Consider the following 19,405-nt stretch of genomic DNA (forward strand, 5'->3'; position numbering starts at 1 on the left):
CATGTGTGGATTGGCGGGAATGTTGTTGCCGGCGCCGCTGGCGTCGGCCGAGGCACTGCAGGCGCAGGCCCTGGCCATGGGCCAGGCGCTGCACCACCGCGGGCCGGATGATGGCGGCAGCTGGGTCGATGCCGAGGCCGGCATCGCGCTGGCGCATCGCCGGCTGAGCATCCTCGACCTGTCCCCGCTGGGCCACCAGCCGATGGCCTCGGCCGACGGCCGCTACGTGATGGCGTACAACGGCGAGGTCTACAACTTCGCCGCCCTGCGTGAACAGCTGGAGCCGCTGGGACACACCTTCCGCGGCCACTCCGATACCGAAGTGCTGCTGGCGGCGATCCTGCAGTGGGGCGTGGAAGACACGCTGCAGCGCTGCAACGGCATGTTCGCCATCGCGCTGTGGGACCGCCAGCAGCATTGCCTGTGGCTGGCGCGCGACCGCGTCGGCAAGAAGCCGCTGTACTACGGCTGGGCCGGCGACACGCTGGTGTTCGGTTCGGAACTGAAGGCGTTGTGGCAGCACCCGGCGTTCGACAACGACATCGATCGCGATGCATTGACCCTGCTGCTGCGGCTGGACTACATCCCGGCGCCGCACAGCATCCACCAGCGCTGCTACAAGCTGATGCCGGGCCGCGTGCTGCGCCTGGACGCGGCCGCTGTCGCTGCAGGGGCCGCCGCACATCGCCCGGAGCAGGCGCAGCGCCCGTACTGGGACGCGCGTGCGCGCATGCAGGCCGCGCTGGCCGCACCGTTCCAGGGCCGCATCGAGGAGGCCGAGGAACAGCTGGACGCATTGCTGCGCGACGCGGTGGCGCTGCGCATGGTGGCCGACGTGCCGGTCGGCGTGTTCCTGTCCGGCGGCACCGACTCATCGCTGGTGGCGGCGCTGATGCAGGCGCAGAGCGGGCAGCCGGTGCACAGCTTCAGCATCGGCTTCACCGGTTCGGGGCACGATGAGGCACCGCTTGCCCGCGAACTGGCCACGCACCTGGGCTGCGATCACACCGAGCTGTACGTCAGCGGCGCCGACGCGCTGGCGGTGGTGCCGCAGTTGCCATCGATGTTCGATGAACCTTTCGCCGACGCTTCGCAGGTGCCGACCGCGCTGGTCGCCCGGCTGGCGCGGCAGGGGGTGACCGTGGCGCTGTCCGGCGACGGTGGCGATGAGCTGTTCTTCGGCTACACCCGCTATGTACGCGCGCTGCGCAACTGGCAGATGCTCGGCCGCGTGCCGGGGCCGCTGCGGCGCTGGATGGGGGCACGCGCGCAGCAGCAGGGCGAGGCCTCGCGGACCGGCGGCCTGGCCGCGCTGCTGGCCGAGACCGGCGCGCGTGGCATCGGCGACGTCTACCGCAACCGCATTTCGCGCTGGCGCGACCCGGCGGCGGCGGTACCCGGTGCGCAGGCGGCCGGCAGCTTCTACGACCTGGCCGATCCGCTGCACGGCGCGGGTACGCCGGCCGATGCAATGATGCTGGCCGATTTCGTGACCTACCTGCCGGACGACCTGTTGTGCAAGGTCGACCGTACCTCGATGGCGGTCAGCCTGGAGGCGCGCGCGCCACTGCTGGACTGGCGCGTGGCCGAGTTCGCCTGGTCGCTGCCACTGGGCTTCAAGCGCAGCGAGACGACCAGCAAGGTGCTGCTCAAGCGCGTGCTGGGGCGCTATGTGCCGCATTCGATGGTGCACCGCCCCAAGCGTGGCTTCGGCGCACCGGTCAGCGACTGGCTGAAGGGCGACCTGCGCCCGTGGGCCGAGGACCTGCTGCAGCCGTCGCGGCTGGAGCGCGAGGGCGTGTTGTCGGCGTCGGCGGTGCAGCCACTGTGGCAGCAGTTCCTGGCGGGGCAGCGCAAGTGGCATACCCATCTGTGGAACGTGCTGATGTTCCAGGCCTGGCAGGCGCATTGGCGCGACGTGCGCGCAGGCATTGCGAGGCGCTGATCTTCACCGGCCCGCACGTGCCCGGGGGCTAGGCTGGGCGTTCCGCACCGTGAGGAGAATGTCCCGATGTCCACCCCCACCATCGCAGTGTTCGTCGGCAGCCTGCGCAAGGACTCCTGCAACCGCAAGCTGGCCCATGCGCTGGAAAAGCTCGCCGGTGACCGCGCGCGCTTCCAGTACGTGCAGATCGGCGATCTGCCGTTGTACGACCAGGATTTCGACGCCGATTATCCGCCGCAGGGCACCCGGCTCAAGGACCAGGTGCGTGCTGCCGACGCGGTGCTGTTCGTGACGCCCGAGTACAACCGGTCGGTGCCCGGCGTGCTCAAGAACGCCATCGATATCGGATCGCGCCCCTATGGCGACAGCGCGTTTGCCGGCAAGCCGGCGGCGGTGATCGGTGCATCCATCGGCCAGATCGGCACCGCCGTGGCCCAGCAGCACCTGCGCAACAGCCTGGCCTTCCTGGACATGCACGTGCTTGGCCAGCCCGAGGCCTTCATCCACTTCAAGGACGGCCTGATCGATGCCGACGGCACGATCCACAACGAAGGCACGCAGAAGTTCCTGCAGGGCTATGTTGACCGCTTCCTGGCGCTGATCGCAGTGCACGCCAAGGGCGATTGACGCCTGCGGACGACCCGGCCGCGCCTGGGGGTCGGATCCTGACGCGCAGCGACGGGCTCCGACCCCGGGACGTTGATCTGCGATAATGTCCCGCTCGGGTGCCGCAAGGGCGCCCGTCGCAGGCAGTGCGACGCCCCCACGCCAGTCTGGCCAGGCGCCGGCGGATATCCCCCGTTTCTCCACGGCTTATCCACAGGCTTGTCCATGGTCGCCGGGGTCGGCGCATGCCTACACTCGTCTGGCCCACTTTTGCAGGAAACACCGCAGCATGTCCGCTCGTCCCGGCTTCCGTTCCAACCGCAGAGAGCGCGGTGATGGCTTCGATCGCGATCGCGACGAGTCGCGCATCGACCAGTTGCGGGTACCGCCCCATTCGGTGGAAGCCGAGCAGGCGGTGCTGGGCGGCCTGATGCTGGCGCCCGAGGCCTACGACCGGGTCAATGACCAGCTGACCGAGGGCGATTTCTACCGCCGCGACCACCAGATGATCTATCGCGCGATCCGCGAGCTGTCCGAGCGCGAGCGTCCGTTCGATGCGGTGACGCTGGGCGAGTGGTTCGAGTCGCAGGGCAAGATGGAACTGGTGGGTGATGGTGCCTACCTGATCGAGCTGGCCAGTACCACGCCGTCGGCCGCCAACATCGTGGCCTATGCCGAGATCGTGCGTGACAAGGCGGTGCTGCGGCAGCTGATCCAGGTCGGCACCGATATCGTCAACGATGGCTTCCAGCCCGAAGGCCGCGACAGCAGCGAGCTGCTGGCCTCGGCGGAAAAGAGCGTGTTTGCCATTGCCGAACAGGGCGCGCGTGGCCGTACCGATTTCGTGGCCATGCCCGGTGCGCTGAAGGATGCGTTCGAGGAACTGCGCAACCGCTTCGAGAACGGCGGCAACATCACCGGCCTGCCGACCGGCTACACCGATTTCGATGCGATGACCGCCGGCCTGCAGCCGACCGACCTGATCATCCTCGCGGCACGCCCGGCCATGGGCAAGACCACTTTCGCACTGAACATCGCCGAGTACGCGGCGATCAAGTCGAAGAAGGGCGTGGCGGTGTTCTCGATGGAAATGTCGGCATCGCAGCTGGCGATGCGCCTGATTTCCTCCAACGGCCGCATCAACGCGCAGCGCCTGCGTACCGGCCAGCTGGAAGACGAGGACTGGAGCCGCGTCACCAGCGCGATCAAGATGCTGAAGGAAACCAAGATCTTCATCGACGATACGCCGGGCGTGTCGCCGGAAGTGCTGCGCTCCAAGTGCCGCCGCCTGAAGCGCGAGCATGATCTCGGCCTGATCGTGATCGACTACCTGCAGCTGATGAGCGTGCCGGGCAACAGCGAAAACCGCGCCACCGAGATCTCGGAAATCTCGCGTTCGTTGAAGGGCCTGGCCAAGGAACTGAACGTACCGGTGATCGCGCTGTCACAGCTCAACCGCTCGCTGGAAACGCGTACCGACAAGCGCCCGGTGATGGCCGACCTTCGCGAGTCGGGCGCAATCGAGCAGGACGCGGACATGATCGTGTTCATCTACCGCGACGACTACTACAACAAGGAAAACTCGCCGGACAAGGGCCTGGCCGAGATCATCATCGGCAAGCACCGTGGTGGCCCGACCGGTTCGTGCAAGCTGAAGTTCTTCGGCGAATACACCCGCTTTGACAACCTGGCCCACGATTCGGTCGGTTCGTTCGAGTAACGGTCGTGCCGGGCGCTGGCCGGCAACCACCCGCCGGCCGGCAGACCATTCGAAACGCCGAGCGCCCGTCTGTGGCGTGTAAATGACATGTAACGCGACGCTTCTACGATTCCGCCGCTGCTGCCCTTCGACGCCGCCCTTCGGCGTCCAGCGTGCCCAAGGAATCCGCCCCCATGCCGTCCCACGCTCCGCTTCGCCGCAATCTGCTGGCCCTGCTGGTCTGTGCCTGGCTGCCGTCGCTGGCTGCCGCTGAAAATGCTCCTGCTGCCGACGCAGCGTCGGCCACCACCCTCGATTCAATCTCGGTGATCGGCCGCGGCGAAGCCCGCCAGGTGCAGCGTGTGACCGCCGAGGACATGAAGATCCTGCCGCCCGGTGCCAACCCGCTGAAGCTGCTGGCCAGCAAGCCCGGTGTGCACTTCGAGTCGGCCGATGCCACCGGCGCCTACGAATGGTCCACCACCATCAGCCTGCGTGGCTTCAACCAGAACCGCCTGGGCTACACGCTCGATGGCATCCCGCTGGGCAACATGGCCTATGGCAACAGCAACGGCCTGCACATCAGCCGTGCCGTGATCAGCGAGAACCTGGGCGGGGCCGAAGTGTCCACCGGCATCGGTGCGCTTGGCACGCCGTCCACCAGCAACCTCGGTGGCGTGTTCCAGTTCTATTCGATCGATCCGTCCACCGAGTACGGCGTGGTGCTGGCCCAGGGCTTCGGCAGCGACAGCGCGCGGCGCAGCTATGCGCGCCTGGAGACCGGCGAGCACCAGGGCTTTGCCGCCTACCTGTCCGGCGTGTATTCGGAAGGTGACAAGTGGAAGGGCAAGGGCTCGCAGGAGCTGAAGCAGTTCAACGGCAAGGCCACCTACAACTTCGGAACGGACAGCAGGATCACCGCGTTGTTCAACGCCTCGCGCCGCGTCGAGGCCGATTACCAGGACCTGTCGCTGGAAATGATCGATCGCCTCGGCTGGGACTGGGACAACTACGCGCCGGACTGGGATCGCGCCGTCGCCGCGGCACGCGGGACATTCAGCGGTGGCGTCAACAGTCCGTGGGATGCGTACTACTCCGGCCACGGCCTGCGCAACGATGACCTGTCCAGCATTGCCGGCGATTTCGGCCTGAACGAGGCGATGCGGCTGAAGGTCAACGTCTACAACCACAGCAACCGTGGCCAGGGCCACTGGTTCAGCCCGTCCAATCCGTCCAACCCGGGTACCCTCCGCGAGATCCCGATCTCGATCCGCACCACCGAGTATGCGATCGACCGTACCGGCGTGACCTCGGCGTTCACCTGGAACGTCGGTGGCCACGAACTGGAAGCCGGCCTGTGGTACGAGGACAACGGTCACAGCGTTCAGCGCAACTTCTACTACATCGACGGCCCGGTCACCGACGACTTCTTCCTGCGCAACCCGGACCAGCGCGTGTGGCACCAGCGCTACACCACCATTACCCGCCAGTTCTACGTGCAGGACCGCTTCCGCCTGTTCGACGACCGCCTGACCATCGACATCGGCGCGAAATCGCCGCACACCCGCACCCGCGTGCGCACGCCACTGGGCAACTATGCCAACAACAGCAGCCTGACCTCGAAGAAGGGCTTCCTGCCGCAGGCCGGCTTCAACTTCAAGCTCAACGAAGGCAACGAGATCTTCGGTTCGTTCGCAAAGAACGTCGCTGCCTATGCGCTGGGCGTGGGCAGCCCGTTCAACGTGCCACAGGCCGCGTTCGATGCCAGCGCGCAGAACCTGAAGCCGGAACAGTCGCGCACCCTCGAGCTGGGCTGGCGCGGCTACGGCCAGGGCTATGAAGCCTCGGTTGCGGTGTACGACGTCAAGTTCGACAACCGCCTGCTGGCGATCGCCCAGTGCGTGGGCATCCTCGGCTGCCCGGCGCTGTTCTCCAACGTTGGTTCGGTGACCAGCCGCGGCGCCGAGGCGACCCTGCAGCTGAAGCCGATGCAGGACCTGGCCTGGTCCAACGCGCTGTCCTGGAATGACAGCACCTACGACAACGACTATGTGAACAACGGCGTGGTGCCGACCCGCGGCAAGAAGACCGTCGACACTCCCGAATGGATGTTCGCCAGCACCCTGGCCTGGACCCCGGGCCCGTGGGACATGCGCCTGTCGGCCAACCACGTCGGCAAGCGCTACGTGACCTACACCAACGATGTGTCGGTGCCGAGCTACTGGCTGGTCAATGCTTCGGTGGCCTATGACTTCGGCGCGCTCGGCCCGGCGCAGAACCTGACCGTGGCGCTGAACCTGACCAACCTGACCGACAAGCGCTACCTGTCTTCGATCAACACCAACGGCACCTACGCCGCCGACCCGACCCGCAGCCTGGCGACCATGCAGGTCGGCGCGCCGCGGCAGGTGATGGCCACCGCCACCGTGCGCTTCTGATGCGCGGGCCGGTGGATCCGGAAAGCCGTCGTCGCCTGCTGCGCATGGCGTGGCAGGGAACGGGGGCGGCGATCGCGCTGGCGGCGATGCCGGGGCTGGCCACGGCGGGCCCACGGCCGCGGCTGGGGCGTGATCCGTTCACCCTCGGCGTCGCCGCTGGCGATCCGGATCCACAGGGTGCAGTGCTGTGGACGCGGCTGGCGCCGGACCCGCTCAACGGCGGTGGCATGCCGTCGCGGGCGGTGCCGGTGCGCTGGTTCGTGGCCGAAGACGCCCGGATGCGCCGGTTGGTGCAGCGTGGTGTTGCGGCGGCGGTGCCCGAGCTCGCGCATTCGGTGCATGTGGAGGTCAACGGCCTGCGTCCGGGCCGCGACTACTACTACCGCTTCGCCTGCGACGGTGATGAGGAAAGTCCGGTTGGCCACTTCCGTACCGCACCGCTGCTGGAAACCCAGCTGCAGCAGCTGCGGCTGGCGTTGTGCACCTGCCAGGCCTGGAACAGCGGCTATTACCCGGTACTGCGGGATATCGCGCAGAGCGATGTCGACCTGGTGCTGCATGCGGGCGATTACCTGTACGAGTACAGCCCGCTGCAGAATGCGCGCGGCGAAACACTGGATGCGGCGCGCTTCAGCGGTGAAACCATCAGCCTGCAGCGCTACCGTGACCAGTACGCGCTGTACAAGCTCGATCCGGATCTTCAGGCGGCCCATGCCGCGCATGCCTTCGCGGTGATCTGGGACGACCACGAAGTGCAGAACGATTACTCTGGTATCCATCCGGAGAAGCCCGGCGTCTCGACGGAGGATTTCATCGTGCGCCGCGCGGCAGCCTACCGTGCGTTCTACGAACACCTGCCGATGCGCAGCACGCCTGCGGGCAACGGCGGCCTGCGCGTGCATCGGCGCCTGCGCTATGGCGACCTGGCACAGCTGACGTTGCTGGACTGCCGTCAGTTCCGCCCGGCCAATCCCTGTGGTGTGGGCGAGTCACCACGCTGCGAGGCGGCGCTCGATCCACGCATGAGCATGCTCGGCATCGGCCAGGAAGCGTGGTTCACGCAGTCGATGGCCGCCGCACAGGGCGCGCGCTGGAACGTGGTGGTGCAGCAGCTGCTGATGGCGCAGCTTCGGCTGGGCGGCGGCACGCCGCGCGAGCGCTTCTGGAACGACGCCTGGGATGGCTATCCAGCCGCACGCAGGCGTCTGCTGCAGGCGATGCAGGCGGGCGGGCAGTGCAATGCCATCGTGCTTGGCGGCGACTGGCACTCCACCTTCGTCAACGACCTCAAGCTGGATTTCGATGCCCCCGGTGCGCCGGTCGTCGCCACCGAATTCATCGCCCCGGCGATCAGCAGCGGCGGTGACGATACGCCGTATGGGCCGTACTACGGTCCGTCGATAGTGCAGAACCCGCACATCCGCTACTTCGACGGCGACCGCCGCGGCTGGTGGAGGCTGCAGTTGAACCGGCAGACGCTGGACGCCGAACTGCGCTTCGCCGACAGCGTGCTGCGCCCGGATGCCGCGGTGCGCACCGCGGCGCGCTTCCAGGTGGCCCACGGCCGTCCGGGGGCCGTGCCGGCGTGACTCGGCTCGGTAGTGCCGGCCGCTGGCCGGCAACCTGATCAATCTCCGGTTTCCCCACCACCGGTTTCATCGCCGCCAGCCCGGTTTCGTCGCAAACCGTTTGCCGGCGGCGCAGGCAGGGCGCCAAGGTGTGTGCAGGCGGCAGGGTGCCGCCCCAAGGAGACCGTGATGAAGACCCTGTTCGCGCTCGGTGTGTGGTGCCTGCTGTTCGTGCTGTGCTGGCCGCTGGCGATCCTGGCCCTGATCGCCTGGCCGTTCGTGTGGCTGCTGAGCCTGCCGTTCCGCCTGGTCGGCATCACCTTCTCGGCGCTGTTCGCCTTCCTGCGCGCGCTGTTCATGCTGCCGGCGCGCCTGCTCGGTGGCCGGGCGGTTCCCGCATGAGGAGGGCGCTGCTGGCCGGTCTGGTCCTGTTGCCAGGCCCGGTGCTGGCCGCGCCCCCGGCACCCCCGGCACCCCCGTCGGCGTGGCTGGAGCGCGAGCAGAGCGCTGCGGCTGACGAAGCCAATGCCGCGGCGGCCCCTGCGCCGAAAGCCGAGGCGCGCTGCCGGGTGGTCAAGCAATGGAAGGCCGGCGATACGGTGGTGCAGCACAGGGTCTGTGAGGATCCACCGAAGAAGCCTGCTGGAAAGGTGTAGCGCCGAGCCCGTGCTCGGCGCTACAGGGAAACGGGCAACAAAAAACCCCGCCGAGGCGGGGTTTTTCATATCCGGGTGATGCCGGCCAGCGGCCGGCACTACCGGACGATCAGTTCGCCTTGTGGATGGCGCGCTTGCTGACCGCCATCGCCGCGTCGTGGACCACTTCCGACAGCGACGGGTGGGCGTGGCAGATGCGGGCCAGGTCATCGGCCGAACCGCTGAACTCCATGGTCAGCACGCCTTCGTGCACCAGCTCGGAAACGTTGGCGCCGACCAGGTGCATGCCCAGGATGCGGTCGGTTTCGGCATGGGCCAGGATCTTCACGAAGCCTGCCGGTTCGATCATCGCCACGGCACGGCCGTTGGCGGCGAACGGGAAGCTGCCGGCCTTGTACGGAATGCCTTCGGCCTTCAGCTGGGCTTCGGTCTTGCCGACCCAGGCCAGTTCCGGCTCGGTGTAGATGACCCACGGAATGGTGTCGAAGTTGACGTGGCCCGGCAGGCCGGCGATCAGCTCGGCCACCGCGATGCCTTCCTCGAAGCCCTTGTGTGCCAGCATCGGGCCGCGCACGCAGTCGCCGACCGCCCACACGCCGTTGACGCCGGTGTGGCAGTGCGCATCGACTTCGATCTGGCCGCGCTCGTTGACCTTGACGCCGGTGCCTTCGGCCAGCAGGCCCTTGGTCGCCGCGCGACGGCCCACGGCCACCAGCAGCTTGTCCACGGTCAGGGTCTTTTCGCCTTCCGCGTCGGTGTAGGTGACGATGACTTCCTTCTTCTTGCCCTTGCCGGTGATCTCGGTCTTGGAGACCTTGGCATTGAGCTTGATGTCCAGGCCCTGCTTCTTGAATTCCTTGGCAGCCGCCTTGGCCACTTCGGCATCGGCAGCCGCCAGGAACTCCGGCATGGCTTCCAGGATGGTGACTTCAGCGCCCAGGCGCTTCCACACGCTGCCCAGTTCCAGGCCGATCACGCCGGCGCCGATCACCGCCAGGCGGTTCGGCACTTCGGTGAAGTCCAGGCCGCCGACGTTGTCGACGATGGTCTCGCCGTCGAACTTGGCGAACGGCAGCTCGATCGAATCCGAGCCGGCGGCGATGATGACGTTGGTGCCCTTCAGCTCGACTTCCGAACCGTCGTGCTGCTTCACCTTGACCACGTTGCCCGGCTGCAGCTGGCCGAAGCCGTAGTAGGTGGCGACCTTGTTGGCCTTGAACAGCATGGCGATGCCGCCGGTGAACTGCTTGACGATCTTGTCCTTGCGGCCAACCATCGCCTCGACGTCGATCTTGGCATCCTTGAAGCTGATGCCGTGGTCGCCAAAGATGTGGCCCATGTTCCAGTACTGGCGCGAGGAATCCAGCAGCGCCTTGGACGGGATGCAGCCCACGCGCAGGCAGGTGCCGCCGAGGGCCGGCTTGCCGTCCTTGCCCAGCGCTGCGTCGATGCAGGCGGTCTTCAGGCCCAGCTGGGCCGCGCGGATGGCAGCGTGGTAACCGGCCGGGCCAGCACCGATGACGACGACGTCGAATTGTTCAGCCATTGAATTATTCCTTGATGCATTACCAGAACCCCTCCGCGCAGGCGCGGAGGGGCGGGAGGTTTCTTACAGGCCGAACAGCATGCGGCCCGGGTTTTCCAGCTGGTTCTTGATGTCCACCAGGAACTGCACCGAGTCCTTGCCGTCGATGATGCGGTGGTCGTAGGACAGCGCCAAGTACATCATCGGCGCGATCACGACCTGGCCGTTCTGGGCGATCGGACGCTCCTTGATGGCGTGCATGCCCAGGATGGCGCTCTGCGGCGGGTTGATGATCGGGGTCGACAGCAGCGAACCGAAGGTGCCGCCGTTGGTCACGGTGAAGGTGCCGCCCTGCAGTTCTTCCAGGCCCAGCTTGCCGTCACGGGCCTTCTTGGCGTAGTCGGCGATGGTCTTCTCGATGTCGGCGAACGACATGCGCTCGACGTTGCGCAGCACCGGCGTGACCAGGCCCTTCTCGGTCGAGACGGCGATCGAGATGTCCGAGTAGCCGTGATAGATGATGTCGTCGCCGTCGATCGAGGCGTTGACCAGCGGGAAGCGCTGCAGCGCGTTGGCGGCGGCCTTCACGAAGAAGCTCATGAAGCCCAGCTTGATGCCGTGGGCCTTGACGAACTCGTCCTGCAGTTCCTTGCGCGCCGCCGACACCTTGGACAGGTCGACTTCGTTGAAGGTGGTCAGCATGGCGGTCGAATTCTTCGACTCCATCAGGCGCTCGGCAATGCGCTTGCGGATGCGGGTCATCGGCACGCGCTCTTCCGGGCGTGCGCCACCGGCCTTGCCGGCGCCGCCGTTGCGGGCGAAGTTGACGATGTCTTCCTTGGTGACCGCGCCGCGACGGCCGGTGCCGTCGACATCGGCCGGGTTCACGCCTTCAGTGATGGCGGTGAAGCGGGCGCCCGGCGGCAGCGCATCGGCGGCCGACTTGGCGGCCGGGGCCGGCGCAGCAGCAGCGGCCGGAGCCGGAGCCGGAGCAGCGGCGGCCGGAGCAGCGGCCGGAGCGGCCTCGGCGGCCGGGGCCGGAGCAGCCGCAACGGCGCCTTCCTCGATGATCGCCACGACCTGGCTGGAGGTCACGGTCGAGCCTTCGGCGAACTTGATTTCCTTCAGCACGCCGTCGACCGGCGACGGCACTTCCAGGACGACCTTGTCGGTTTCCAGGTCAAGCAGGTTTTCGTCGCGCTTGACGGCGTCGCCCACCTTCTTGTGCCAGGTGGCGATGGTGCCGTCGGCGACGGATTCGGGCAGTACCGGGGCTTTGACTTCGGTGGCCATGCGGGAGCTTCCTGGTTTGTCTTCTAAATAGGGGGGAGAGTTATTCAGCGACCTGGTCGTTGAACGGGTTGACCAGTGCGTCGGCGATCAGCTGCTGCTGCTCGCGGACGTGGTCAGCCATGTGACCGGCAGCCGGCGAGGCCGAACGTGCGCGACCGGCGTAGTGCAGGTTCTGGCCATCGGCCAGGCAGAACTGCAGGTGGTGGCGGATCTGGTACCACGCGCCCTGGTTCTGCGGTTCTTCCTGCGCCCACACCACGTCGGTGGCCTTGCCGTACTTCTTCAGTTCGGCCGCCAGCAGCGCACGCGGGAACGGATACAGCTGCTCCACGCGGATGATCGCCACGTCGTCCTGGCCGCGCTTGATCTGGTCCTCCAGCAGGTCGTAATAGACCTTGCCCGAGCACAGCACCACGCGCTTGACCTTCTTGGCGTCTGCGTTGGCGTCGCCGATCAGGTGCTGGAACTCGCCGTTGGCCAGCTCGTCCAGGGTCGACACGGCCAGCTTGTGGCGCAGCAGCGACTTCGGCGACATCACCACCAGCGGCTTGCGGGTGGTCATGTGCAGCTGGCGACGCAGCATGTGGAAGGCCTGGGCCGGGGTCGACGGCACCACCACCAGCATGTTCTCCAGCGCGCACAGCTGCAGGAAGCGCTCCAGGCGCGCCGAGCTGTGTTCCGGGCCTTGCCCTTCATAGCCATGCGGCAGCAGCAGGGTCAGGCCGGAAATGCGGCCCCACTTGGCTTCACCGGCGGCGATGAACTGGTCGATCACCACCTGGGCACCGTTGGCGAAGTCGCCGAACTGGCCTTCCCAGATGCACAGCGTGTTCGGATCGGTGGTGGAGAAGCCGTACTCGTAGGCCATCACCGCTTCTTCGCTCAGCAGCGAATCGATGACGGTGGCCTTCTCCGGCGAATCCACCAGCTGCCGCAGCGGCATGTAGTAGTTGTCGGTCTTCTGGTCGTGCAGGATCGCGTGGCGGTGCGTGAAGGTACCGCGGCCGACGTCCTGGCCGACCAGGCGCAGCGCATGGCCTTCGTCGAGCAGGGTGGCGTAGGCCAGGTTCTCGGCAAAGCCCCAGTCGCCCGGGATCTCGCCGGCGGCCATCTTGCGGCGGTCGTCATAGACCTTGGCCACGCGCGAGTGCAGCTGCACTTCATCGGGAATGGTGTTGATCAGCTTGGCCAGCTCGACCAGCTTGTTCTTCTCGACCTTGGTCGAGACCGGGTCGGACAGCTTGCCTTCCAGCAGCTTCGGCCAATCGACGAACAGCGGGCTGCTCGGCGGGGTCTTCTCGACCTTGGCCAGCTCGGTGGTCACTTCACCGGCGTCCAGCTTCTCGCGGTAGGCATCGACCATCGCCTTGCCGGCGCCGGCGGCGATCACGCCCGCCTTTTCCAGCTGCTCGGCGTACATCTCGCGGGTGGTCGGGTGCTTGCGGATCACCTGGTACATCAGCGGCTGGGTGATCGCCGGTTCGTCGGCCTCGTTGTGGCCCCAGCGGCGGTAGCACATCAGGTCGATGACCACGTCCTTGGCGAACGTCTGGCGGAACTCGAAGGCCAGCTGTGCGGCGAACACCACCGCTTCCGGGTCATCGCCGTTCACGTGCAGCACCGGGGCGGCAATCATCTTCGCCACGTCGGTGGCATAACGCGTGGAACGCGTATCCAGCGGGTTGGAGGTGGTGAAGCCGACCTGGTTGTTGACCACGATGTGCACGGTGCCGCCGACGGCGAAGCCGCGGGCCTGCGACATCTGGAACAGTTCCATGACCACGCCCTGGCCGGAGAAGGCCGCGTCGCCGTGGATCAGGATCGGCATCACCTGCTTGCGCGCGGTGTCCTTGCGGCGCTCCTGGCGCGAACGCACGGAGCCGGCCACGACCGGGTCGGCGATTTCCAGGTGCGACGGGTTGAACGCCAGCGCCAGGTGCACCGGGCCGCCATCGGTGGCGACGTCGGCGGAGAAGCCCATGTGGTACTTCACGTCGCCGGCCGAGGCGTGCTCGTCGTGCTCGAACTTGCCTTCGAACTCGTCGAACAGCTTGCGCGGGTTCTTGCCCAGGGTGTTGACCAGCACGTTCAGGCGGCCACGGTGGGCCATGCCGATCACAACATCCTTGACGCCATCCTTGCCGGCGTTGCGGATGATGGTGTCCATCATCGGGATCAGCGAATCGCCGCCTTCCAGCGAGAAGCGCTTCTGGCCGACGTACTTGGTGTGCAGGTAGCGCTCCAGGCCTTCGGCCGCAGTCAGGCGCTCCAGGGTGCGGCGCTGGGTGTCAGCGTCCAGCTGGTAGTTGCCACCGGCGGCTTCCAGCTTCTTGTAGATCCACTGGCGCTGCTCGACCTCGGAGATGTGCATGAACTCCGCACCGATCGAGCCGGTGTAGGTCGCCTTCAGACGTGCCAGCAGGTCGCGCAGCTTCATGCGCGGCTGGCCGCCGACGCCGCCGGTGCTGAACTCGCTGTTGAGGTCGGCATCGGACAGGCTGTGGAACGCCAGGCCCAGGTCGGGCGTGTTGACCGGCGCGGCCAGGCCCAGCGGATCAAGGCGGGCGTCCAGGTGGCCGCGCGAGCGGTAGGCGGTGATCAGACGACCGACATTGCGCTCGCGCTCGTCGCCCGCACCGGTGCCGGTGCCAGCTTTCAGCGCATCCTTGGCCGCGTCCGCGATGTGGGAGATGACGGCCGAGTGCGGAATGTCACCTGCTTCGCGGCCCTTGAAGCCGTCAAAGTAGGTTTTCCATTTGGGATCGACACTATCCGGGGAGACCAGGTACTGCTCGTACAGGTCCTCGACATAGGAGGCGTTGCCGCCGGCGAGTTGCGAAGATTGCGCAAACTGCTTCAGTTGATTGTCCACGATGGAGGGTGTTGATTCGCTTTGTGGGGTATGGCTTCAGAAGGACCCGGCAGGAAGATGAATAGCCCTGCGCGGGCGCGTTCAAACAGCCAAATTGTACCCCCAACGGGACACGAAGGGGCACCACCGCGGGCATCCCACGTCCGCCGGTGCCGGTTCCAGACAGGTTGGGTCAGCGGCGCCGGCTCAGATGCCGAGCGCGCGCAGTTCGCTGCAATCGCGCGAACGGTCCCAGACACGCTGCAATTGCTGCTCGAACGGCTGCGAACGTGCCGGCAGCGCGATGCCGGCCTCGCCGTCGAGGCGATGGCCGATCAGACGAAAGTAGAAGTCGCCCGCATCGTTGAGCAGGCAGGCCGAGGCCAGGGCGCGGTCGACCGGATCGCTGACCTCGCGGAACTGGATCACGCTGGGCAGGCGCTGGGCCAGCGCGAGCAGTGGTGCGCCCGCAGAGGCGATCGCGGCGGCGTCATGCACGATCACCCGCAGCTGCTTGTCGTGACGGGCGGTGACGAAGCGGCGCAGGGCGGCCTGCACCGGCGGCGCGTCGAGCAGCCCCGGGTCCAGCTGGCGGCTGTGCAGCCACAGCTGGCGGCGGGCGCGGTGGACGATGGCGGTGGTGATGGCCACTGCTTCGGCGCGGCTGTCGATCGCGCTGGCCGCGCCCAGCCGGCGGCGCATCTGCTGGTGGCCGATGCCGGCCTCTTCGAACACCTCGCCTTCCGGCAGGAAGCCCTGGCGGGCATAGAAATCGCGGGCCGGCAGCTGGGCGTGCAGGTGCAGCTCAGCCAGGCCGAGCCGGCGCCCGGCTTCAACCAGGGCCTCCAGCAGGGCCTGGCCGACCCCCTGGCTGCGATGACTGGCCAACACCGCCATGCGGCCAATGCGGCCATCCGGGGCCAACCGGCCGGTGCCCACCGGCTGGCCATCAGCGTCCAGCGCCAGCACATGGGCGCTGACCGGGTCCAGCGCATCGCGTTCCAGCGCCGCTGCGATGCCCTGTTCCTGCACGAACACGCGCTGGCGCACGTCGTGGATGGCGGCGTGGGCATCGGCGTGGCTGACCTGCTGGATCCGGATCATGGCGAGGGCTCAGGCACGGCCCGTGTCGCTGTCGTCTTCCTCGTCATCCTCGAAGTTGACGATGACTTCGATGCCGTCGTCGTGCACGGTCACGGTGTGGACATCGTCGGACACCGCGTCGGCGTCGATCGCATCCACGCGGTCACCGCCTTCGACGACCTCGCCGAGCACCACGGCATCCTCGCCGTCGTCCTCGTCTTCGGCGCCATGCATTTCGCTGGGATCGATCAGTTGGAACACGCCGCCGACCAGCAGCTGCTGGAGCACGGCACGGCCCTTGTCGGACAGGCCGCGATAGGCGGCGGCATCGAGCTGTTCGGCGCCGGCCAGGCGCTGGGCGTCCTTCACCGGCAGCGCGAAGTCCTGGCCGCTGACGTACAGGCTGGCACCGCGCTTGGCCCGGCGCCAGGCCAGGCGTGCCCACGGGTGACGCTGCAGCAGCAGGCCCGAGGCCAGCGCCTGGACCACTTCTTCCGGTGCTGGCGCGGCCTGGTGGGCCATCACTTCGCCAGCGGCGCGGTAGGTGGTGATGAATCGGCCGAACCAGTCGCCCAGCTTGTCCGGGTCGTTCATGCGGATGGCGTTGAGGGCGGTGATCACCCGTGCCATCGCCACCGTGTCGATTTCGTTCGGGTCGGCCGGTACCTTCAGGTCGGCATCCTGGTAGCGGATGTTTTCGTCGGCATCGGCGATCAGGGTGTCCAGGTAGTCGCTGATCAGCTCGGCCGACGACGGTGCACGCATGCCGAACGAGAAGGTCAGGCAGGGGTCTTCGGCGACGCCGTGGTGCGGCACGTTCGGCGGCAGGTACAGCATGTCGCCCGGCGCCAGCACCCAGTCGTGGGTGGGCTTGAACACCTTCAGCAGCTTCAGCTCCACGTCCGGGCGGAAGCCCAGCGGCGGCTGCCTGCCCTTGATCGATTCGCTGGCATCGATCTGCCAGCGGCGATGGCCGTGGGCCTGCAGCAGGAACACGTCGTACTGGTCGACATGGGCGCCGACCGAACCGCCGGTGGCGGCGAAGCTGATCATCACGTCATCCATGCGCCAGCGCGGCAGGAAGCTGAAATGCTCGATCAGGGCGCGTACGTCGGGGTCCCACTTGTCCACGTCCTGCACCAGCAGGGTCCAGTCGTGGTCGGGCAGGGCCGGGAACACGTCTTCCTGGAACGGGCCGGTGCGCACGCGCCAGCCGTCCTGGGTCTTGTCATGCTCGATCAGGCGCGCCAGCACGCCTTCCTCGCAGGCCAGCCCGGCCAGGTCTTCCGGCTGCACAGGGGTCTGGAAATCGGGGAAGGCCTTGCGGATCAGCAGCGGGCGCTTCTGCCAGAAGTCGCGCAGGAAGGTGGCCGGCGCCATGCCCAGCGGCTGGCCGGGGCGGGCGGTGACTTCGATCAGGGGGGCGGAGGACTTGCGGGCGGCCATGGGGGATTCCTTGCAGCGGAAAGCGGGAGGGGCGGCGTGGCGGGCCGCCAAGGGTTCCATTGTCCGCCGTTCGTCGGGATTGCGCACGTGCGGTGGTTTGTCGCGGGGTGTCCGGCCAACGGCGGAGCCCCTCGTGGCGGGGTCTGGGTTGGTCGCTGAAAGCAAAAGCCGGGTTTGGCCGGGCGGGTGGGCTGCGCGGGGGACGCTGCAAGTACGTCCCTGTAAGCTTGGCCGCCGCATCCATGCGGCGGACACCCCCGCGCAGCCCACCCGCCCGGCCCCTGGCAGTTTCCTGCGTGGCCCGCCACGGAATGGAAGAAGAAGATCAAAGGCAACAGCGGGTCGCGCGCTGCGCTTGCTCATGCCAAAGCAAAAGAGGGACGCGGCGAAGCCGCGTCCCTCTTTCAAATTCCGCCCCGACAACCCCACGCTCTTCGATCCGTCACCGGAAATCTGTCAGAGGTGGGGCGGGAGGGGCCAGCGGGACCGTTGGCGCCATGGATGGCGCCATCGAGCCCCCAGGGGTGAGGGCGCTTTGCTTGCGAAGCACTGCTTCGCAAGCGCCCGAACGCACAGCCGCCAGCGGCTGGGCCGGACCCCGGAGGGGGGGTTACGGCGTGTCCCGCTGGCCCCTCCCGGCCCGCCCAGCTAGCAGCAATCCAGAGCCGCTCTTGACGTTGCTATTGCCGTTGCCGTTGCCGTTGCCTGCCGCAGGCAGCGCCCGCGGCCGCCGCCGCAAAGGAACCCCTTAGATCTTCTTCGCCAGCGCCTCGGCCAGACCGGTGTAGCTGCCGGGGGTCATCTCCAGCAGGCGCTGCTTCGCATCCGCCGGCAGCTCCAGCCCCTGCACGAACGCACGCATCGACTCGGCCGTGATGCCCTGGCCGCGGGTCAGCGCCTTCAGCTGCTCATACGGGTTCGGCAGGCCGTGGCGGCGCATCACCGTCTGCACGGCCTCGGCCAGCACTTCCCAGGCTGCGTCCAGATCGGCGTCCAGGCGTTGCGGGTTCACTTCCAGCTTGCCCAGGCCCTTGGCCAGCGAATCCAGCGCCACCTGGCTGTGGCCGAACGCGGTGCCCAGTGCACGCAGCACGGTGGAATCGGTCAGGTCACGCTGCCAGCGGCTGATCGGCAGCTTCGCGCTGAAGTGCTCGAACAGCGCGTTGGCGATGCCGAAGTTGCCTTCGGCATTCTCGAAATCGATCGGGTTGACCTTGTGCGGCATCGTCGACGAACCGACTTCGCCTTCCTTCAGGCGCTGCTTGAAGTAGCCCAGCGAGATGTAGCCCCAGATGTCACGCGCCAGGTCGATCAGGATGATGTTGGCACGGCGTGCGGCATCGCCGATCTCGGCGACGTTGTCGTGCGGTTCGATCTGCGTGGTGTACGGGTTGAACACCAGGCCCAGGCCGGTCACGAAGCGCTCGGCGAAGGCCGGCCAGTCCACGTCCGGGTAGCTGGCCACGTGGGCGTTGTAGTTGCCGACCGCGCCGTTGATCTTGCCGGTCAGCTCGACCGCAGCGATCTGCCGGCGCTGGCGCTCCAGGCGGGCGACCACGTTGGCCAGTTCCTTGCCCAGGGTGGTCGGCGAGGCGGTCTGGCCGTGGGTGCGCGACAGCATCGGCTGGCCGGCCTGGGCATGGGCCAGGGTACGCAGGGTGCTGGCGATGCCGTCCAGGGTCGGCAGCAGCACCTCGCGGCGGGCTTGTTCCAGCATCAGGCCGTAGCTGAGGTTGTTGATGTCTTCGCTGGTGCAGGCGAAATGCACGAATTCCAGCGCCGGCGCCAGCTCGGCGTCATCCTTCAGCTGTTCCTTGATGAAGTACTCCACCGCCTTGACGTCATGGTTGGTGGTGCGCTCGATCTCCTTCACGCGCGCGGCCTGGGCCGGGCTGAAGCGGGCGGCCAGCGCGCGCAGGCGGGCGATGGCAGCGTCGGAGAACGGGGCCAGCTCGACGATGCCCGGCTCGGCGGCCAGGGCCAGCAGCCACTCCACTTCGACCGTGATGCGGGCCTTGATCAGGCCGTACTCGGAGAAGATCGGGCGCAGGGCGTCGACCTTGCCGGCATAGCGGCCATCGAGCGGGGACAGGGCGAGCAGGGCGGAATCGGACATGTCGGCAGGGCTGGGGCGAGCGGCGGGGCCGATATTCTACGACGTGCCGGTGAGGTAGTGCCCGCCGCTGGCCGGCGACCACGCCCGGCCACGCCCTGCATGGATTGCCGGCCAGCGGCCGGCAGTACCCTTGCGCACGCAGAACGGCCGTGCAGACGGAACGTTCTGGCCCGTCCTCG

General features: G+C 67.3%; 13 protein-coding genes. 7 read left to right on the plus strand and 6 right to left on the minus strand.

Going from position 1 to position 19,405, the window contains the following annotated elements:
- The first annotated feature begins 1 nt into the window (after position 1).
- The 7 genes from asnB (at position 2) to LRM18_RS01785 (ending at position 8,912) form a co-directional block, all read left to right on the plus strand.
- Positions 2-1,945, plus strand: coding sequence for an asparagine synthase (glutamine-hydrolyzing) (gene asnB, locus LRM18_RS01755; RefSeq protein WP_270949916.1), 1,944 nt, complete (start codon positions 2-4; stop codon positions 1,943-1,945).
- A gap of 66 nt (positions 1,946-2,011) precedes the next feature.
- Entirely contained in the window at positions 2,012-2,572 is a 561-nt protein-coding gene (locus LRM18_RS01760) for an NAD(P)H-dependent oxidoreductase (RefSeq protein WP_049467617.1), read from the plus strand.
- 268 nt (positions 2,573-2,840) lie between these two features.
- The gene (locus tag LRM18_RS01765) at positions 2,841-4,271 is read left to right on the plus strand and encodes a replicative DNA helicase (protein WP_014647708.1); all 1,431 of its coding nucleotides are present in this window, start codon (positions 2,841-2,843) and stop codon (positions 4,269-4,271) included.
- A 173-nt stretch (positions 4,272-4,444) separates the two neighbouring features.
- On the plus strand, positions 4,445-6,688 hold the full coding sequence (locus tag LRM18_RS01770; RefSeq protein WP_154330903.1) for a TonB-dependent receptor: 2,244 nt from the start codon (positions 4,445-4,447) through the stop codon (positions 6,686-6,688).
- Positions 6,688-8,277, plus strand: a complete 1,590-nt coding sequence (locus LRM18_RS01775; RefSeq protein ID WP_270949944.1) for an alkaline phosphatase D family protein — start codon at positions 6,688-6,690, stop codon at positions 8,275-8,277. The genes LRM18_RS01770 and LRM18_RS01775 overlap by 1 nt, the downstream gene beginning before the upstream one ends.
- 168 nt (positions 8,278-8,445) lie before the next feature.
- A complete protein-coding gene (locus LRM18_RS01780; RefSeq protein WP_014647705.1) occupies positions 8,446-8,658 on the plus strand; it encodes a hypothetical protein in 213 nt (70 codons plus the stop codon).
- The gene (locus tag LRM18_RS01785; RefSeq protein ID WP_082591249.1) at positions 8,655-8,912 is read left to right on the plus strand and encodes a hypothetical protein; all 258 of its coding nucleotides are present in this window, start codon (positions 8,655-8,657) and stop codon (positions 8,910-8,912) included. Before LRM18_RS01780 ends, LRM18_RS01785 begins: the two co-directional genes overlap by 4 nt.
- A 109-nt stretch (positions 8,913-9,021) precedes the next feature.
- On the opposite strand, the gene lpdA is transcribed toward LRM18_RS01785, so the two are convergent.
- The 6 genes from lpdA to purB all read right to left on the minus strand — a co-directional run bounded on the left by lpdA (position 9,022) and on the right by purB (position 19,226).
- A complete protein-coding gene (gene lpdA, locus LRM18_RS01790; protein WP_049467622.1) occupies positions 9,022-10,458 on the minus strand; it encodes a dihydrolipoyl dehydrogenase in 1,437 nt (478 codons plus the stop codon).
- Positions 10,459-10,521: 63 nt separating this feature from the next.
- Positions 10,522-11,730 carry a dihydrolipoyllysine-residue succinyltransferase gene (sucB, locus tag LRM18_RS01795; RefSeq protein ID WP_053506474.1) on the minus strand — a complete coding sequence of 403 codons (1,209 nt, stop codon included), beginning with the start codon at positions 11,728-11,730 and terminating at the stop codon, positions 10,522-10,524.
- A 40-nt stretch (positions 11,731-11,770) separates the two neighbouring features.
- Positions 11,771-14,602 carry a 2-oxoglutarate dehydrogenase E1 component gene (locus tag LRM18_RS01800; RefSeq protein ID WP_270949952.1) on the minus strand — a complete coding sequence of 944 codons (2,832 nt, stop codon included), beginning with the start codon at positions 14,600-14,602 and terminating at the stop codon, positions 11,771-11,773.
- Positions 14,603-14,788: 186 nt separating this feature from the next.
- On the minus strand, positions 14,789-15,685 hold the full coding sequence (locus tag LRM18_RS01805; RefSeq protein WP_049467628.1) for a GNAT family N-acetyltransferase: 897 nt from the start codon (positions 15,683-15,685) through the stop codon (positions 14,789-14,791).
- A gap of 9 nt (positions 15,686-15,694) precedes the next feature.
- The gene (locus LRM18_RS01810; RefSeq protein WP_270949955.1) at positions 15,695-17,110 is read right to left on the minus strand and encodes a cupin domain-containing protein; all 1,416 of its coding nucleotides are present in this window, start codon (positions 17,108-17,110) and stop codon (positions 15,695-15,697) included.
- A gap of 748 nt (positions 17,111-17,858) precedes the next feature.
- On the minus strand, positions 17,859-19,226 hold the full coding sequence (gene purB / locus LRM18_RS01815) for an adenylosuccinate lyase (protein WP_074724862.1): 1,368 nt from the start codon (positions 19,224-19,226) through the stop codon (positions 17,859-17,861).
- Positions 19,227-19,405 lie beyond the last annotated feature (179 nt).

The organism is Stenotrophomonas sp. PI_27 (genome assembly GCF_027854495.1).
GTDB classification, from domain to species: Bacteria; Pseudomonadota; Gammaproteobacteria; order Xanthomonadales; family Xanthomonadaceae; genus Stenotrophomonas; species Stenotrophomonas pavanii.

Bases quoted from the DNA above. Each gene is read 5' to 3' on its own strand.
- LRM18_RS01805 (WP_049467628.1), bottom strand. From the start codon at position 15,685: ATGATCCGGATCCAGCAGGTCAGCCACGCCGATGCCCACGCCGCCATC.
- LRM18_RS01810 (WP_270949955.1), bottom strand. From the start codon at position 17,110: ATGGCCGCCCGCAAGTCCTCCGCCCCCCTGATCGAAGTCACCGCCCGC.
- LRM18_RS01780 (WP_014647705.1), top strand. From the start codon at position 8,446: ATGAAGACCCTGTTCGCGCTCGGTGTGTGGTGCCTGCTGTTCGTGCTG.
- lpdA (WP_049467622.1), bottom strand. From the start codon at position 10,458: ATGGCTGAACAATTCGACGTCGTCGTCATCGGTGCTGGCCCGGCCGGT.
- purB (WP_074724862.1), bottom strand. From the start codon at position 19,226: ATGTCCGATTCCGCCCTGCTCGCCCTGTCCCCGCTCGATGGCCGCTAT.
- asnB (WP_270949916.1), top strand. From the start codon at position 2: ATGTGTGGATTGGCGGGAATGTTGTTGCCGGCGCCGCTGGCGTCGGCC.
- LRM18_RS01775 (WP_270949944.1), top strand. From the start codon at position 6,688: ATGCGCGGGCCGGTGGATCCGGAAAGCCGTCGTCGCCTGCTGCGCATG.
- sucB (WP_053506474.1), bottom strand. From the start codon at position 11,730: ATGGCCACCGAAGTCAAAGCCCCGGTACTGCCCGAATCCGTCGCCGAC.
- LRM18_RS01770 (WP_154330903.1), top strand. From the start codon at position 4,445: ATGCCGTCCCACGCTCCGCTTCGCCGCAATCTGCTGGCCCTGCTGGTC.
- LRM18_RS01785 (WP_082591249.1), top strand. From the start codon at position 8,655: ATGAGGAGGGCGCTGCTGGCCGGTCTGGTCCTGTTGCCAGGCCCGGTG.
- LRM18_RS01760 (WP_049467617.1), top strand. From the start codon at position 2,012: ATGTCCACCCCCACCATCGCAGTGTTCGTCGGCAGCCTGCGCAAGGAC.
- LRM18_RS01765 (WP_014647708.1), top strand. From the start codon at position 2,841: ATGTCCGCTCGTCCCGGCTTCCGTTCCAACCGCAGAGAGCGCGGTGAT.